Source organism: Arthrobacter sp. B10-11 (assembly GCF_033142195.1).
Taxonomy (GTDB): Bacteria; Actinomycetota; Actinomycetes; order Actinomycetales; family Micrococcaceae; genus Arthrobacter; species Arthrobacter oryzae_C.
The window spans coordinates 448,000-463,394 of the sequence record NZ_JAWMTH010000002.1; the positions used below are offsets into that span (position 1 = coordinate 448,000).

Consider the following 15,395-nt stretch of genomic DNA (forward strand, 5'->3'; position numbering starts at 1 on the left):
CTAGGCGTTGGTGCCTGCGGGCAGGGGGCCGGGGGCTGCCGGCAGCGAAGCAGCCGCCTGCGGCGCCGCGGCGAGGGCCTTCCGCAGGGCCAGGAAGAGCAGCACCAGGCCGGCGGTGAGGAGCATGTGCCCGGTGCCGGCAATGCCGGCAAGGGCCTTGAAGCCGGCACCTGAACCGGCACCGGCGACCACCAGCGTCCCCTTCACCAGCATCATCCCGCCGGTGACCACCACGCCGGCATTCCAGATCCAGAAGAACCAGGCCGAGAGCCTTGGCGCCGCCGCGGACATCCCGAAGGACCTCTCCAGCATCAGCACCAGCAGCAGCACGATGAAACCCAGCACCAGCCAGTGCGTGTGCACCAGGCCCAGCTGGGACTCGCCGGTGAAGCCGTTGGCCTTGGTGAATTCCCGGTAGTAGAGGCCTGAGAGAACTCCGGCGAGGGCATAGGCGAACGAGGCATGGAAGAGTTTTTTCACTCCTCCAGTCTGTCGCTGAAGCACGACGGCGGGATCAACCGTTCGGTTGATCCCGCCCGTCTGTTGGGACTACTTAGCTGCTGGCGCGCACGATCGGGATGGACGCCGTCGGAAGTCCGCTCGGGAAGATGGTGGGCTCCGGGACGCCGACCGGAGCCAGCGGCACCCGGGCCACCTCGTGGCCCACGGTGAGCAGCTCGCCGCGGACGTTGACCTCCAGCGGTTCGCCCTCACTGATGCTGAGGCCGATGGATCCCTGCTCCAGTTCCACGTAGAGCAGGCGGCCCTGCACCTTGAGGTGGAAGGCCAGGCTGTCCCATTCGCCCGGCAGCCTCGGGTCGAAGAACGGAACAGCGCCCTGGTCACGGAGTCCAGCGAAGCCGCTGACCAGTGAACTCCAGACGCCGCCGGTGGAGGCGATGTGCACGCCGTCGATGGTGTTGCCGTGGGTGTCGTCGAGGTCGATGTACAGCGCGTGGGTGAAGTGGTCCAGCGCGGCTTTTCCGTAGCCCACCTCGGCGGCCATGATCCCCTGCACGCAGGCGGACAGGGTGGAGTCGCCGGTGGTGATCGGATCGTAGAAGTCGAACGCCCGCCGCTTTTCCTCGGGCGTGAAATCCTGCCACTGCAGGAACATCGCCAGCACGGTGTCCGCCTGCTTGAGCACCTGGTGGCGGTAGATCACCAGCGGGTGGAAGTTCAGCAGGAGCGGGTACTTGGAGCGGGGCGTGCTCCAGTCCCACGGCTCCAGCGTCATGAAGTCGTTGTCCTGCGAATACACCTCGAGGTCTTCGTCGTAGGGCAGCTGCATCCGGATGGCAGCCTGCTCCCAGAGTTCGCGTTCGGCGTCGTCGATTTCCGGGTGGTCCAGGGCCGCCGCGGTGCGCAGGTTGAACCGGGCCATGACGTTTGTGTAGAGGTTGTCGTTCACCACGGCCGTGTACTCGTCCGGGCCGGTGACGCCGTGGATGTGGAAGAGCCCGTCCTTGCCGAAGAAGCCGAGGGAGACCCACATCCGGGCGGTTTCGATCAGCAGCTCCGAGCCCATGCCGTGCTTGAAGTCCGCATCGCCGCTGGCCCAGATGTACCTGTTGGCGGCGAAGGCGACGGCGGCCGCGATGTGGAACTGCGCGGTGCCGGCGGCGTAGTAGGCGCTGGCCTCGAGCCCGTTGATGGTGCGCCACGGGAACAGGGCGCCGTCCACGCTCAGTTCCTTGGCGCGCACCTTGGCGTCCGGCAGCATCTCATGCCGGAACTCCAGCACCTGGCGCGCGTTGTCCGGGTTGGTGTACGTCAGGTACGGCAGCAGGTACACCTCCTGGTCCCAGAAGTAGTGCCCGTCGTAGCCGGAGCCGCTGACGCCCTTGGCCGGGATGCCGGCAACGTCCGCGCGGGCGGTGGCCTGGGCCAGCTGGAAGAGGTTCCAGCGGATGGCCTGCTGCAGCTCGGGCTGGCCGCCCACCACGATGTCCGTGGTCGCCCAGTAGTCCCGGTAGTGCGCCTCGCTCTCGGCGAAGATCGCGCTGACGGGCTGAAGGGCGCCCTCCGCTGCTTCGGACGGGTCCTGCGGGGAACCGCCGTCCACGGCTCCTTCGCGGAAGGCGCGCGCCACGGCGTAGCTGGCGCTCTTCTCGAGGCGGAAGGGCTGGTCTGCGCCCACTGCGAGGACGTACCGGATGCTGCTGTCGTCCTGGTCCACCAGGGTCTCGAACGGCTGCACGTCGGCCGACGTCCAGTGGTCCACGGCCAGGCCGACGCGCTGCCGGGACTCGGCTGCTTCCCAGGAGAGGCGCAGGGAGCCGTCGCCGCCGTCGAGCCGTACCGGCAGCAGGACGCGGCCGGCGTGCCGTCCGGCCCGGCGCGGATCGTGGGTGGAGTGGTCCTCCACGGGCTGGTCCTGGCGGTTGATGACGGAGGATGTGACGTCCGCGTAGATGTCCCGGTCCGCGGCGACTTCGAGGCTGATGCCCAGGGTGCCGCGGGACTGGTAGCCCACGGCCCGGCGCTCCGTGGTGGTCACAGTGGCACCGGAACGGCACTGCCAAGTGATCCGGCATTCATAGATCCCGGTGGCGAAGTCAACGGACCGGCGGTAGTCGAGCACCGTCGATTCGCTGAGGGCCAGTGTTTCGCCGTCGATGATCACCGTGAAGTTGTTCACGTCCGGGATGTACAGGATCCGCTGGCCCGTCCGGGCAAAGCCGAACGCATTTTCTGCGTGCTTGATGTCCCAGGTTTCGTGGAAGCCGTTGATGAAGCTGCCGGGAAGGTCGGCGTCCGCGGATGCCCAGTGGGCGCCGCGGATGCCCAGATGGCCGTTGCCCAGGCTGAAGAGGGTTTCCAGGGTTCCGGCGTTTCCGGGAAGGTGGACGGTCTCCACGAGCTGCCAGGGATCGTTCGGGAAACGAGCGCGGTCAGAGGTGATGAGTGCCATGGCTGTTGGGGTTCCTTTTGGCGTTGTGCAGGTTGGGGGGAGTTCGGGCCGGGCTAGAGGAGTTGGTTCAGGTCCTCCACCACCAGCGTGGCGCCGGCGTTCAGCAGCGTCTGCCGGCCAGCTCCGCGGTCCACGCCGATCACCGAGTGGAAGGTGCCGGCGTTCCCGGCCTGGACGCCGGACACGGCGTCCTCAACCACCACGCATTCCTCGCTGGGGAGGTCCAGCAGTTGTGCTGCGTAGTTGTAGGTGGCCGGGCTGGGCTTGCCGGGCAGGCCCGCGGCAGCGGCCACGACGCCGTCCACCACCACCGGGAAATGGTGCGCCAGTCCCGCCGCGTTCAGCACCGCCGGTGCGTTCCGGGAGGAAGAGACGACGGCGACCTTGAGTCCCCGCGCGAGGGCGGCTTCCAGGAAGCGCACCGAGCCCTCGTAGGGTGCCACGCCGGAAGCGACGATGTCGTTGAAAACCTTGTTCTTGCGGTTGCCGAGGCCGTGGACGGTGTCGTTGGCGGGATCGTCGTCGAGCGGGCCTTCGGGCAGCACGATGCTGCGTGAGGCGAGGAAGTCGCGGACGCCGTCGAACCGGGGCTTGCCGTCGATGTGGTCGAAGTAGTCGCTCTCGCGGTAGCCCGCTGCCTCCGGAACGTCCCGCAGGAAGCCGTCGAACAGTTCCTGCCACGCGCGCTCGTGCACGATCGCCGTGGGCGTGAGCACGCCGTCAAGGTCGAAGAGGATGGCGGACGCCCCGGTCCAGCCGTGGGTGCTGCCGGGGGTGCTGCTACCGGTGGTGCTGCTGGAAAGTTCAGTCATGGGGTACTCGGTGTCCTTTCAGACGGCGGCAGTGGACGTGCGTGGATAGTGCAGGTTTAAGGTGCGGTGTGAACCGTTTGGTGCAGGTGCGTTCGTGCAGGTGCGCGGTCAGTGGCCGGTTCGGTGGGGGCGTCGGCGCCCCGGATCAGTGTGCGCGTCAGCGTTTTCTGCGCGTGCTCTTGCGTTCAATCAGCTTGGTATCCAGCAGGTGGCTGGCGGAGGCACTCAGCGGCCCCGGACGTTGGAGTCCTTCGATGAGCAGGTTGGCCGCGAAGGCGCCCTGGTCGGCTACCGGCTGCGCCATGGTGCTCAGGCCCAGGAACCAACTCATCTGATGATCGTCTATTCCTATGATGGACACGTTTTTCGGTGCTGACAAACCGAGCTCCCGCAGGGCCATGAGCGCTCCGAAGGCAGTTTCGTCGCAGCCGGCGAAGATTGCGGAGGGCATCCTGCGGTTTTCGATGAGCTCGGTCATGGCCCGGCGGCCGCCTTCTATGCTTGAACCGGCGTCCATCACCAGGTCCGGATCCGCCGTTAAGTGGTGCTCCGACAGCGCCCGCCGGAACCCGTTGAGGCGGTCCGTGGCTGTGGCTACCGAGCCCTCTCCCGGTTCGCGGCCGGAAAGGATGGCAAGGTCCCAGTGCCCCAGGCCCAGCAGGTGGCTGGTGGCCTGGTAGGCCGCGTCCTCGTTGTCGATGCCCACGTTGTCCCAGGGGACGTTCTGCATCCCCACGCTCGCAACGGCCAGTCCGGAAGAGGCCAGTGCCTCGATTTCGCCGGCGCTGAGCGCGATGTTGAGCAGCAGGACGCCGTCCACGCGCTGCGCCAGGGCGTCAAGGTCGCTGAAGACCTTGCGGTGGACGCTGGGGGTGTTGCGGAGGCTGATGAGTACGGTGTCGAAGCCGCTGTCCGCGAAGACTTCCTCTGCCGCTTCCACGGCCTGGGCGAAGAACCATGCAGTGGCGGTGGGCGCGATGATGGCGACGGACCCCGTGGTTCCGCCGGCGAGGCGCGACGCCGCGGAGGATGCCTTGTAACCGAGCTTGGTGGCGGCGTCCGCAACCTTCCGGTGGGCCGATTCGGAGACGTTGGGCAGGCCGCGCAGCGCACGGGAAACGGTGCAAATGGACAGCCCCGACAATGCGGCTACGTCCTGGATGGTCACGCGCGGTGCTTTAGCCATGCGACACGGGCTCAGCCCTTTCTTCCTCTGGAGTCCTGGGCCCGGTACATGGCCGAAGAAGAGTGTAAGCGCTTACAAATTTAGCGCGCAACTGGTTTTACCCCGCAGGTGCGGATTCTTACGGATTTCCCTCCCGGGCGAGATTGGTGGCCGGCGCCTCAGCGCAGCACGTAGTGGCGCAGGAAGGCGCTCACATCCACCATCTCGGCCTTGGAAATGGTGTGGCCCATTCCGGGATACGTCCGCGCCGTCAGCTGCGTGTTCCGGCCCAGCCATTCAGCGGTGTGCTCCACCGCGGCGTCGTTGATCACCAGGTCCGCCTTGTCCCGGCCCCAGAAGAACGGCGGTTTGGTGTCGAACGATTCGCTCATGGCCAGCAGTTCGTTGTCCAGGACGAATCCGGACAGCCCCACCACGGCCCGGAAGTCGTGCGGCCGCAGCCGCAGCAGCGTGCTGGCCATGGCCATGCCCTGCGAGAATCCCAGCAGGCTCACGCTGCTGTGCTGCGCTTTGACCGAATTGATCCAGTCGAACACCGCGTTGCTGACGGACACCACGTCGGCGAAGTCGTGCGTCAGGAAGTAGTCCAGCAGGAACCAGCCGTAATCGTCCCCGATCACCTTGGGCGCGCGCAGGGCGGCGCAGGTGAACTGCGGCGGCAACTGGTCGAAGAGGTCGGACATGCGCACCTCATCGGTGCCGTAGCCGTGCATCATCACCAGCAGCGGCGTGCCGGCGCGCTGGTTCTCCGGCCTGGACCATACGACTGTCTCCATCGCAACAGCCTAACTTTCCCCGGCGAACGCCACGTGGCGGACTCAGCCGGCAGTGATCACCAGCGAGGCGCTGTGGCCGCCGAACCCGAAGGCATTGGAGATGCCTGCCGTCGCCGTGAGCCCCCGGGCGGTCTCCGGCACGATGTTGAGGTGGATGTCCGGGTCCTGGTTGTCGAGGTTGAGGGTCCCCGGAATGGTGCCCGTGCGCAGCGCCTGGATAGTGACGATGGCGCCCAGCGCTCCGGCCCCGCCCAGCAGGTGCCCGGTGAGGCTTTTAGTGGACGTCACCGGAACGGAATGTCCGACGACGGCGCCGATGGCTTCCGCTTCGAGCCGGTCCCCCACCGGCGTGGAGGTGGCGTGGGCGTGGACGAAGCCAATGTCGCCTCCGGTGAGGCCGGCGTCGGCGATGGCTTTTTGCAGGACGCGGCGCTGCATGGCGGGATCGGCCGCCACGATATCCACGGCGTCGGAAGTGACGGCACTGCCGGCGATGACCCCGAGCACCTCGGCCCCGCGGGCGCGGGCGTGGTCTTCGCGTTCCAGCACCACGATCCCGGCGCCCTCACCCATCACGAAGCCGTCCCGGTCCCGGTCGAAGGGGCGCGAGGCGGCCAGGGGATGGTCGTTGCGGGTGGACAGCGCCCTGATCTGCGCAAACCCGCTGATCGTGAGGCCGTTGATGCAGGAATCCACGCCGCCGGCGATCACCACGTCAGCAGCCCCGCTCCGGATCATGTCGGCGGCCTGCGAGATCGCTTCGGCCCCGGAGGCGCAGGCACTGACGGGGGTCCGTGCCCCGCCGCGGGCTCCCACGTCGATGGACACCCACGCCGCGGGGCCGTTCACCATGATCCGGGTGAGGGTGTGCGGGGAGACCCGGCGGGGGCCTTTGGAGTCCAGTGTCCGTGCCTGCTCCAGGGTGGTGTCCAGGCCGCCGTAGCCGGACCCGATGACGACGGCGAGCCGTTCCGGGTCGGTTTCCGGCCGGCCGGCGTGTGCCCAGGCCTCGCGGGCGGCGATGAGCGCCAGGTGGCCGCAGCGGTCCATCCTTTTGTATTCCAGGGTGGACAGCAGCGCCGGAACATCAGCAGTGACGCGTCCTGCGATGCGCACCGGCAGCCCGGCAGCCCATTCCTCGTCGAGGGACGCAATTCCGGAACGCCCGGCAAGGAGTGCATCCCATGTTTCTCCGGCGGTTGAGCCGACGGGGGTCACTGCCCCCAGGCCGGTGACGACTACCGCGGGGATTTGTTCAGACATTGGTAACACTGCTCCTGGGATCTGTTGTCGCTGCGCGCTGATTGCCGCGGACGCAATCCACAGTACGCGGGGCACGCCTCGGGCCGCCGGTGTTACTCCGCCACCGCCGGCAATATGCCGGCAAATAACGACTGTGACACGACTCCAGCGCGCGCCGTCCCGTTCATTGAAACGGCAGGGGGCGGCCTGTAGCCTGTCGCTAGACAGCATGCTGATCAAGTTTTTGCCCGCACGTCCCCCGGACAGCTAGGAGCAAGTCATGAGAATCGGTTCCTCCATTTTCCTTATCGCCCTCGGTGCCATCCTGGCCTGGGCCATCACGCCCGGCCTGATCCCGTATGTGGACCAGACCCTGATCGGGTACATCCTGATGGCCGTCGGCGTGATCGGGCTGATCGCCTCACTGGTGCTGGCCTCGCCGGGGCGCACGCGCCGGGTGAGTGAAACCCGGTCAGTAGTGGACCCCAACACGGGTGAGCGCATCGTCCGCAACGAGAGCCGGGACGGCGGCATCTAGCCATGGCCCTCCGGCCGCCGTTGTCCAGGGGAAGTCGTCCACGGACAACGGTGAACCACCTTCAATCACACCCGGAAGCCGGGCCAGACCATCACGGTCGGGCCCGGCTTCCGTCGTCCCACCCGAGTTTTTGTCCACTTATCGCGACTTCGAAGGCCCCCAACTCCTTCGATATGGACAAAAACTCCAGGGGCGGGATCTGCGTTCGTGTTGTTTTCATTGACAAACCCACAAGAACAAAGATAAAGTCAAGCAATTCAACATCATGTGATGGCAGTCACTGAAGCCGTTACTGAATTACCAGCAGTCTTTACGCAATGGAGGGTAAGTGTTCGCCGAGGAGCGCCAACAGCTGATCGCGGGACTGGTCGCCGAAAGCGGCCGCGCCAGCGTCACTGCCCTTGCCGAGCGCTTCAACATCACCACCGAAACCGTCCGCCGCGACCTGGCTGCGCTGGAATCAGCCGGCACTGTGCGCCGGGTCCATGGCGGCGCCGTCGCACCGGACCGGGTCAGCACCACCGAGGAAAGCATCCTGGAACGGACCATCCAGCGGCAGCCGGAGAAACTGCGGATCGCCGAGGCCGCGCTGGCTTTTATCCCGCAGAACCCCGCCGGCAGCATCCTGGTGGACGCCGGCTCAACCACGGAGGCCCTGGCGGACCTGATCGCCCTGCGCCTGGCCGACCCCTCCGCTGCACCGTCGTCCAATCCGGAGAACGAACTGGTGGTCATCACCCATGCAATCCCCATCGCCGCGAAACTCGCCGGCGAGCCAGGCATCGCCCTCCACCTCCTGGGCGGCCGGGTCCGCGGCCTCACCCAGGCGGCGGTGGGGCAGTCCACCGTGGAAGCGGCCCACAAGATTCGTCCGGACATCGCCTTCATCGGCGCCAACGGAATCCACTCGGCCTTCGGGCTGAGCACGCCCGATCCTGAAGAAGCCGCCGTCAAGGCTGCCTTCGTCCAATCGGCACGCCGCATTGTGGTGCTGGCCGATTCGTCCAAGCTGGATGCGGAAACGCTGGTCCAGTTCGCCTCGTTGAAAGATCTGGACACCTTGATTACAGACAGTGACCCCAGCCCGGAACTCGCAGCGGCGCTTGCTGACGCCGGCGTGGACGTGGTGATCGCATGATTGTCACCCTCACCGCGAACCCGAGCCTCGACCGCACCGTAGCCCTCCCCTCGCCCCTGTTGCGCGGCGAAGTGCAGCGCGCCGTTTCCGTCAGCCAGGAGTCCGGCGGGAAAGGGGTCAACGTTTCCCGCGCCCTGGTGGCCTCCGGACTGGAAACAGTGGCCGTCCTCCCCGGCGGCGACTCCGATCCCGTGCTGGCGGGGCTTCGTGAGGGCGGGGTACCTTTTGCCGCCCTCCCCATCCACGAACCGCTGCGCACCAACGTGGCGCTGACGGAACCGGACGGCACCACCACCAAAATCAACGAACCCGGCCCGATACTGAGCGAAGACCAGCAGGAAGCCTTGATCGGGCTGCTGCTGGAACGGTCCCGCGGTGCCAGCTGGGTTGTCCTGGCCGGCTCGCTCCCACCCGGGGTTCCGGCCGATTTCTACGCCACCGTTACCCGGCGGCTTCGCTCCACTAATGACGGTGCTGCCCCGCGCATCGCCGTCGACTCGTCCGGCGCACCCCTCGCCGCCGCCGTCTCAGGCGACGCGGCAGGCATGCCGGACCTCCTCAAACCCAACGCCGAAGAACTGGCTGAACTGGCTGCCGCAGCCGGTTTCGCCACGGCGTCCACCGCTGACGAACTGGAAGCGGATCCGGAGGCTGCCGCGGCAGCCGCCGCCGCCGTCGTGCGCTCCGGTGTTGGTGCCGTGCTGGCAACGCTCGGTTCCAAAGGTGCAGTACTCGTAACGTCCGACGGCGCGTGGCTGGCCACGCATCCGCCGGTCAAAGCCGTGAGCACGGTCGGTGCGGGGGATTCCTCCCTTGCCGGCTACCTGCTCGCCTCCAGCCAGGGCGCCGCCCCGGCCGACTGCCTCCGTCAGGCTGTGGCACACGGTGCCGCCGCCGCTTCCCTGCCGGGCTCCACAGTTCCGGCGGTCCACCAAACCACCCCTGATGCCGTAACCATCACGGCCCTCCGGAAGGACTGACAGTGACTCAGCTCATTACTACTGATCTGGTCGAGCTAGACCAGAACCTGGGCAACTCGCCCGAGGACGTGATCCGCCATCTGGCCGGCAGGGTTGCCGCCAACGGACGTGCCACCGAAGCGGAAGGCCTCTTCACGGACGCGTTTGCCCGTGAGTCCAAGACAGCTACCGGAGTGCCCGGCGGAATCGCCATTCCGCACTGCCGCTCCACGGCCGTGACGGTGCCCACCCTGGCCATGGCACGGCTTTCACAGCCGGTGGACTTCGGTGCCAAAGACGGCCCGGCGGACCTGATCTTCTTCATCGCAGCCCCCGAAGGCGCGGACCAGGAGCACCTGAAGCTCCTGTCCAAGCTGGCCCGCTCCCTGATCAAAAAGGACTTCACGGCCGCGCTGCGTGCGGCAAGCACCCAGGCCGAGATCGTGGAACTGGTGGAAGGCGCCCTGGCTGACAAGCCTGCGGCCGCAGCTGCACCCGCAGCAGGGGCAACAGCCGCGGCTGCGGCACCGTCCGCCGGTGCCGCCACCGGCGCCCGCTCCGGCGGGCCCAAGCGGCTCGTCGCCGTGACCGCCTGCCCCACCGGCATCGCCCACACCTACATGGCTGCCGACTCGCTGGTCGCAGCCGCCAAGGAAGTCGGTGTGGACCTCCAGGTGGAAACCCAGGGTTCTTCCGGCGCCAAGCCGCTGGACCCCGCAGTGATCGCAGCCGCCGACGCCGTGATCTTCGCGGTGGACGTGGACGTCCGCGGCAAGGAGCGCTTTGCCGGCAAGCCGGTTATCAACGCACCGGTCAAGCGCGGCATCGACGAACCGGACAAGATGGTCCAGGAAGCACTGGCCGCGGCTGACAATCCCAACGCCCGCCGGGTTCCGCACTTCGGTGCAGAAGAGCAGGCCGAGGCCGAAGCCACCGAAAAGGGCGAGCACATCGGCCAGAAGCTGAAGAAAGCGCTCCTCACGGGCGTCAGCTACATGATCCCGTTCGTGGCCGGCGGCGGTCTGCTGATCGCGCTGGGCTTCCTGATGGGCGGCTACCTGATCACGCAGTTCGCGGACACCATCGTGGTGGAGAACAGCATCTTCAACCTGCCCACCGAATACCCCGAGAACGCATGGGGCCCGCTCGGCGCATACCTTGGTGCCGTGCTCTTCAAGATCGGCGCCCTGTCGCTCGGCTTCCTGGTCCCGGCACTGGCAGGCTACATCGCCTACGGCATTGCCGACCGGCCGGGCATTGCACCGGGCTTCGTTGCCGGCGCCGTCGCAGGGTTCATGGGCGCAGGCTTCCTCGGCGGTATCGTGGGCGGCCTCCTGGCCGGCTACATCGCCCATTCCATCGGCAAGATCCAGGTGGCCCGCTGGCTGCGCGGCCTGATGCCAGTGGTCATCATCCCGCTGGTCGCGTCCCTCGTTGCCTCGGGCCTGATGTTCCTGATCCTGGGCGCCCCGATCGTCGCCATCACCGTGGGCCTGAACAACTGGCTCTCCGGCCTCACCGGTGCCAGCGCCATCGCCCTGGGCGTCATCCTGGGACTCATGATGTGCTTCGACCTCGGCGGTCCGGTCAACAAGGTTGCCTACTCCTTCGCCGTCGCCGGCCTGGGCGCCGCAACCCTGGACAACCAGGCACCGTGGCAGATCATGGCAGCCGTCATGGCCGCAGGCATGGTGCCGCCGCTGGCAATGGCCCTCGCCTCCACCGTCCTGGACAAGAAGCGCTTCAGCCTGGCTGAACGCGAGAACGGCAAGGCGGCGTGGCTCCTGGGCGCATCCTTCATCTCCGAAGGCGCCATCCCGTTCGCCGCAGCCGACCCGCTCCGCGTCATCCCCGCCAGCATGCTCGGCGGCGCGGTCACCGGTGCCCTCTCCATGGCGTTCGCGGTGGGCTCGAAGGCCCCGCACGGCGGTTTCTTCGTCTTCTTCGCAATCGACAACTTCCTGATGTTCGTTGTCTCGATCCTCGCCGGCACCGTCGTCACCGCCCTGGCAGTGATCGCCCTCAAGCGCTGGGCCGTCCGCAAGTCCGTTGATACCGTGGAGCCGGTTCCAGTAACTGTCTGACCCGGTCCGGTAGCCTTACCAACCACCTGTCCCGACCTGATATCCAAGGAGCACACATGTTCGAACGCACCGCCACCATCGCCAGCCGCGTGGGCCTGCACGCCCGTCCCGCCGCCATCTTTGCCGAGGCCGCCGGCGAGTACCCGCACGAGATCACCATCGCCCGCCAGGGCGAGCCGGCCGACGAGGCCATGGACGCCGCCAGCATCCTGTCCCTCATGAGCCTGGGCGCCTCGCACGGCGACGTTGTGGTCCTCCGCGCCGAGGGCGACGGCGCCGACACCGCCCTGGACCACCTGGTCCAGATCCTGGAAACAGATCACGACGCCGAGTAGCAGCACAGCGGGCTAGGTGTACTGCCCAGGCAGGTTGGTTAATCGGCTGATGGGCGGGTGGCCTCCGATTGCGGTGTGGGGCCTGTGGTGATTGTAGTGGTGCAGCCATGCCGGGAGGGCGTTTCTTCGGGCTGATTCTGTGGCGTAGAAGCGTTTGAATGCCCATCCGTCGGCGAGGGTGCGGTGGAACCGTTCGATCTTGCCGTTTGTTTGCGGGCGGTAGGGGCGGGTTTTCTTTGCCTTGATGTTCAGCTCCCTGCAGGTGTCCCTCCAGAGGTGGGATTTGTAGGCTGATCCGTTGTCGGAGAGGACCCGCTCGACGGTGACGTCGCGGTCAGCGAACCAGGACACGGCCCGTTTCAGCACTCCCACGGCGGTGGCAGCTGTTTCATCGCCGTGGATTTCGGCGTAGGCCACCCGTGAGTGGTCGTCGATGACCGTGTGCACGTAGGCGGTGCCGATCAGCGGGTTGTGGTGGCTGCTTCGCGGCTTTGCCGGAGTCGTGGCGCGGTTCTGTTTGCCTTGCTGCCGGCCAACGTAGCGCCAGCCGCCACCGTCCGGGATGTTGCCGAGCTTCTTCACATCGACGTGGATCATCGCCCCCGGCTTGTCGTGCTCGTAGCGGCGGATGACTTCCCCAGTGCGTTTGTCGACGTGGTGCAGACGGTTCAGTCGGCAGCGGACCAGGACCGCGTGCACGGTCGAGGCCGGCATGGCCAGCTTCGCGCCGATCGCGACCGGCCCCAGCCGTTGCTTCCAGCGCAGGTGTACGACCTTGCGCACGAGCTGCTGTGGGGTCCGGTTCGCCACCCGGTGCGGGCGCGAGGACCTGTCCCTCATGCCTGCCTGGCCCATCGCAGCGTAGCGTTCAGCCCAGCGCTTGGCCGTGGGCCAGGAGCAATTGAACTGTTCGGCGGCCCGGGAAACCGGCCATCCCTGGTCAATGACCAGACGCGCGACCCGTAAACGTTGGCGTGGAGTCAAAGCGGCATTAGCGTGGGACATTGAGGACCTCCTGGTCGCCTCAGCGGTTGTCTAAGCAACTCCACTGTGCAACCGGAGGTCCTCACCCATGAGTCAACGACTCCAGCGCGTCATCACATTCACCCAACCAACGTCCCTGGGCAGTACAGCTAGGACAGCCCGCCCGCAGTACCAGGCAGCAAAGTGCAGCCAGCGGCCGGCACGCTGCGCCACCTCCCTTCCAAGGGCAGGCGGCGCACGGGCCGGCCGCTGCTTTTAACTCCCGGTTTTTACTCCGGGGAGGATGAACTAAGCAAACTTAGTACATTCCTTGTTTTTGCCTGACGGCCCCGTTAGCGTGGACAACGTGGCGACACGCCGTTCAACAGACCCATTCGGGGGCACGTCCCGGGCTGAAAGAGGATGAGACAGTGGCTACTTTGCACGAAACCGTCGAGGTGGATGTTCCCGTGTCCACCGCCTACAACCAATGGACCCAGTTCGAGTCATTCCCGGAGTTCATGCGGGGCGTGGAGTCCGTCGAGCAGATCGATGAGACGTCCCTGCACTTCCGGACGGACATCGCCGGCGTCAGGCGCGAATACAACGCGCAGATCACCGAACAACTGCCGGACCGTCGAATCGCCTGGGTGAGCACGGACAAGCCCCGCAACGCCGGCGAGGTCTCCTTCGAATCCCTCGGACCCGATCACACCCGGGTCACCGTGGCGCTGGAATGGGAGCCCGAAGGCCTGGTGGAGAAAGCCGGCTCCGCGGTGCACGCGGACAGCCACCAGATCAGCGCCGACCTCAAGCGGTTCAAACAGTTCATCGAATCACGCGGCATTGAAACGGGCGCCTGGCGTTCTGCCGTGGACCACGGAGAAGTCGAGGAAACCGAGGAAGAGGCGGGCTTCGCCGCCAACGCCCCCGCACACCACGCACACGATGCCGTCGCTCACGCATCACCTGCGCAGCCGCCGCACACACCCACCCCTTCCCCGCAGCGTCCGGCAGGGGTGGACCCCTTCATTGACGACGCTGAACCATCGGATCCGAGCTGATCATGCCTGAGAAAAAGAACCCCAGCCTCAAGGACCCTGAGCTGTACGAGGAACTCCGGGAAGACGGCGCGTCGAAGCAGAAGGCGGCCCGCATTTCCAATGCCGCCGCAAAAAAGGGACGCTCCGCGGTGGGGCGCAAGGGCGGCAAGTCGGGTGACTACGAGGACTGGACGGTCGCCCAGCTCAAAGCCAAAGCCAAGGAAATAGGACTCAAGGGTTACTCCGCCAAGAAGAAGAGTGAGCTCATCTCAGCTCTGAGAAACTCCTGACCGCGGCCGCAATGGGTGACTGTAACTCAGGCCCCTTTTCGCCGGCTTTTCGCCGGTTCCTTGGCTGCCGGTTCAGCATCCTCCGCTTTCCCGGCCGTCCTGGCCGTAGCCGTCTTGGACGTGACCGTTTTGGCAGGAGCCGTCTTGGACGCGGCGGTCTTGGACGTGGCCGTTTTGGCAGGAGCCGTCTTGGACGCGGCCGTTCTGGCAGGAGCCTTGGCGGCGCCTTCCTTGGACCGGGCCGGGGATTTGGCGCGGGTCGCCTTGGCCGGAGCCTCGTCGCCGTCGGCCGCGTCGTCGTCCCCGGACGCGGCGGCGCCGCCCCGCTTCTTCTCGAGGCTCCGCTTCAGCGCTTCCATCAAGTCGATGACCTCACCGGCACCGGTTTCAGCCGCCTCGGCACCGAACGTCTGTTCCGTGTCCAGGGACTCCCCCTGCTCGATCTTCGCGTCGATGAGCTTACGGAGCTGCACCTGGTAGTCGTCCGTGAACTGGCCGGGCTCAAAATCCCCGGCCATGGAGTCAACCAGGGCTGCGGACATTTCGCGTTCCTGGGCGGAGATCCGGACGGTGGTCTCCAGTGCGGGGAAGGCCGGTTCCCTGACTTCGTCCGCCCACAGCAGCGACTGCAGCACCAGGACGTCGTCTTTGATCCGCAAAGCCCCGAGCCGGGTCTTCTCCCGGAGCGCGAACTGGACCACGGCCACGCGGTCGGTGTCCTCCAGTGCCCGTCGGAGGAGGACGTACGCCTTCGGGGACTTCGAATCGGGTTCCAGGTAGTAGCTCTTCTCGAACATCATGGGATCGAGCTGTTCGGAGGGGACAAACTGCACCACTTCGATCTCGTGGCTGCTCTCCGCCGGGATGGACTTGAGCTCGTCGCGGGTCAGGACCACCGTGCGGCCGTCTTCCTCGTAGGCCTTGTCGATGTCCGAATAGTCAACTATCTCGCCGCACACCTCGCAGCGGCGCTGGTAGCGGATTCGCCCGCCGTCGGCGTTGTGGACCTGGTGGAGCCCGATGTCGTGGTCCTCGGTGGCGCTGTAGACCTTGACCGGCACGTTGACCAGCCCAAATGCGATAGCGCCTTTCCAGATGGCTCTCATGGATCAAGT

The 15,395-nt window shown here is 66.5% G+C and carries 15 protein-coding genes; 7 read left to right on the plus strand and 8 right to left on the minus strand.

The window, feature by feature from the left end:
• The 6 genes from RW112_RS07735 to RW112_RS07760 form a co-directional block, all read right to left on the minus strand.
• A complete protein-coding gene (locus tag RW112_RS07735; RefSeq protein WP_317781189.1) occupies nucleotides 1-480 on the minus strand; it encodes a DUF2871 domain-containing protein in 480 nt (159 codons plus the stop codon).
• Between the two features lie 73 nt (nucleotides 481-553).
• The gene (locus RW112_RS07740; RefSeq protein WP_317781190.1) at nucleotides 554-2,914 is read right to left on the minus strand and encodes a glycoside hydrolase family 65 protein; all 2,361 of its coding nucleotides are present in this window, start codon (nucleotides 2,912-2,914) and stop codon (nucleotides 554-556) included.
• Between the two features lie 53 nt (nucleotides 2,915-2,967).
• Nucleotides 2,968-3,726, minus strand: a complete 759-nt coding sequence (locus tag RW112_RS07745; protein WP_317781191.1) for an HAD-IA family hydrolase — start codon at nucleotides 3,724-3,726, stop codon at nucleotides 2,968-2,970.
• 157 nt (nucleotides 3,727-3,883) lie between these two features.
• Nucleotides 3,884-4,912, minus strand: a complete 1,029-nt coding sequence (locus RW112_RS07750; protein ID WP_317781192.1) for a LacI family DNA-binding transcriptional regulator — start codon at nucleotides 4,910-4,912, stop codon at nucleotides 3,884-3,886.
• A gap of 158 nt (nucleotides 4,913-5,070) precedes the next feature.
• Nucleotides 5,071-5,688, minus strand: a complete 618-nt coding sequence (locus tag RW112_RS07755) for a phospholipase (RefSeq protein ID WP_317781193.1) — start codon at nucleotides 5,686-5,688, stop codon at nucleotides 5,071-5,073.
• 42 nt (nucleotides 5,689-5,730) lie between these two features.
• The gene (locus tag RW112_RS07760) at nucleotides 5,731-6,951 is read right to left on the minus strand and encodes a beta-ketoacyl-[acyl-carrier-protein] synthase family protein (protein WP_317781194.1); all 1,221 of its coding nucleotides are present in this window, start codon (nucleotides 6,949-6,951) and stop codon (nucleotides 5,731-5,733) included.
• 259 nt (nucleotides 6,952-7,210) lie between these two features.
• Between RW112_RS07760 and RW112_RS07765 the strand changes: the two genes are divergently transcribed.
• The 5 genes from RW112_RS07765 to RW112_RS07785 all read left to right on the plus strand — a co-directional run bounded on the left by RW112_RS07765 (nucleotide 7,211) and on the right by RW112_RS07785 (nucleotide 11,984).
• Entirely contained in the window at nucleotides 7,211-7,468 is a 258-nt protein-coding gene (locus tag RW112_RS07765) for a DUF6458 family protein (protein ID WP_305943231.1), read from the plus strand.
• A gap of 328 nt (nucleotides 7,469-7,796) precedes the next feature.
• Nucleotides 7,797-8,606 (plus strand): DeoR/GlpR family DNA-binding transcription regulator, encoded by an 810-nt coding sequence (locus RW112_RS07770; RefSeq protein ID WP_317781195.1) that lies wholly within the window; start codon nucleotides 7,797-7,799, stop codon nucleotides 8,604-8,606.
• Nucleotides 8,603-9,586, plus strand: coding sequence for a hexose kinase (locus tag RW112_RS07775; protein ID WP_317781197.1), 984 nt, complete (start codon nucleotides 8,603-8,605; stop codon nucleotides 9,584-9,586). The genes RW112_RS07770 and RW112_RS07775 overlap by 4 nt, the downstream gene beginning before the upstream one ends.
• Before the next feature lie 2 nt (nucleotides 9,587-9,588).
• Entirely contained in the window at nucleotides 9,589-11,649 is a 2,061-nt protein-coding gene (locus tag RW112_RS07780; protein WP_317781198.1) for a fructose-specific PTS transporter subunit EIIC, read from the plus strand.
• A gap of 56 nt (nucleotides 11,650-11,705) precedes the next feature.
• Nucleotides 11,706-11,984 carry an HPr family phosphocarrier protein gene (locus tag RW112_RS07785; protein ID WP_028270626.1) on the plus strand — a complete coding sequence of 93 codons (279 nt, stop codon included), beginning with the start codon at nucleotides 11,706-11,708 and terminating at the stop codon, nucleotides 11,982-11,984.
• A 12-nt stretch (nucleotides 11,985-11,996) separates the two neighbouring features.
• Here RW112_RS07785 and RW112_RS07790 read toward each other — a convergent pair whose 3' ends face one another.
• Nucleotides 11,997-12,989: an IS481 family transposase gene (locus tag RW112_RS07790; RefSeq protein WP_317781200.1), complete on the minus strand. Its 993-nt coding sequence runs from the start codon at nucleotides 12,987-12,989 to the stop codon at nucleotides 11,997-11,999.
• A gap of 389 nt (nucleotides 12,990-13,378) precedes the next feature.
• Here RW112_RS07790 and RW112_RS07795 point away from each other — a divergent pair, with 389 nt between their 5' ends.
• Nucleotides 13,379-14,011, plus strand: a complete 633-nt coding sequence (locus RW112_RS07795) for an SRPBCC family protein (RefSeq protein ID WP_317781201.1) — start codon at nucleotides 13,379-13,381, stop codon at nucleotides 14,009-14,011.
• 2 nt (nucleotides 14,012-14,013) lie between these two features.
• Nucleotides 14,014-14,280, plus strand: a complete 267-nt coding sequence (locus tag RW112_RS07800) for a Rho termination factor N-terminal domain-containing protein (RefSeq protein ID WP_317781202.1) — start codon at nucleotides 14,014-14,016, stop codon at nucleotides 14,278-14,280.
• Nucleotides 14,281-14,306: 26 nt separating this feature from the next.
• Here RW112_RS07800 and RW112_RS07805 read toward each other — a convergent pair whose 3' ends face one another.
• Nucleotides 14,307-15,386 carry a Ku protein gene (locus RW112_RS07805; RefSeq protein ID WP_317781203.1) on the minus strand — a complete coding sequence of 360 codons (1,080 nt, stop codon included), beginning with the start codon at nucleotides 15,384-15,386 and terminating at the stop codon, nucleotides 14,307-14,309.
• Between the last annotated feature and the right edge of the window lie 9 nt (nucleotides 15,387-15,395).

Coding starts and splice junctions, on each gene's coding strand:
- RW112_RS07755 (WP_317781193.1), bottom strand. CDS start 5,688: ATGGAGACAGTCGTATGGTCCAGGCCGGAGAACCAGCGCGCCGGCACG.
- RW112_RS07790 (WP_317781200.1), bottom strand. CDS start 12,989: ATGTCCCACGCTAATGCCGCTTTGACTCCACGCCAACGTTTACGGGTC.
- RW112_RS07775 (WP_317781197.1), top strand. CDS start 8,603: ATGATTGTCACCCTCACCGCGAACCCGAGCCTCGACCGCACCGTAGCC.
- RW112_RS07760 (WP_317781194.1), bottom strand. CDS start 6,951: ATGTCTGAACAAATCCCCGCGGTAGTCGTCACCGGCCTGGGGGCAGTG.
- RW112_RS07745 (WP_317781191.1), bottom strand. CDS start 3,726: ATGACTGAACTTTCCAGCAGCACCACCGGTAGCAGCACCCCCGGCAGC.
- RW112_RS07805 (WP_317781203.1), bottom strand. CDS start 15,386: ATGAGAGCCATCTGGAAAGGCGCTATCGCATTTGGGCTGGTCAACGTG.
- RW112_RS07765 (WP_305943231.1), top strand. CDS start 7,211: ATGAGAATCGGTTCCTCCATTTTCCTTATCGCCCTCGGTGCCATCCTG.
- RW112_RS07800 (WP_317781202.1), top strand. CDS start 14,014: ATGCCTGAGAAAAAGAACCCCAGCCTCAAGGACCCTGAGCTGTACGAG.
- RW112_RS07740 (WP_317781190.1), bottom strand. CDS start 2,914: ATGGCACTCATCACCTCTGACCGCGCTCGTTTCCCGAACGATCCCTGG.
- RW112_RS07750 (WP_317781192.1), bottom strand. CDS start 4,912: ATGGCTAAAGCACCGCGCGTGACCATCCAGGACGTAGCCGCATTGTCG.
- RW112_RS07785 (WP_028270626.1), top strand. CDS start 11,706: ATGTTCGAACGCACCGCCACCATCGCCAGCCGCGTGGGCCTGCACGCC.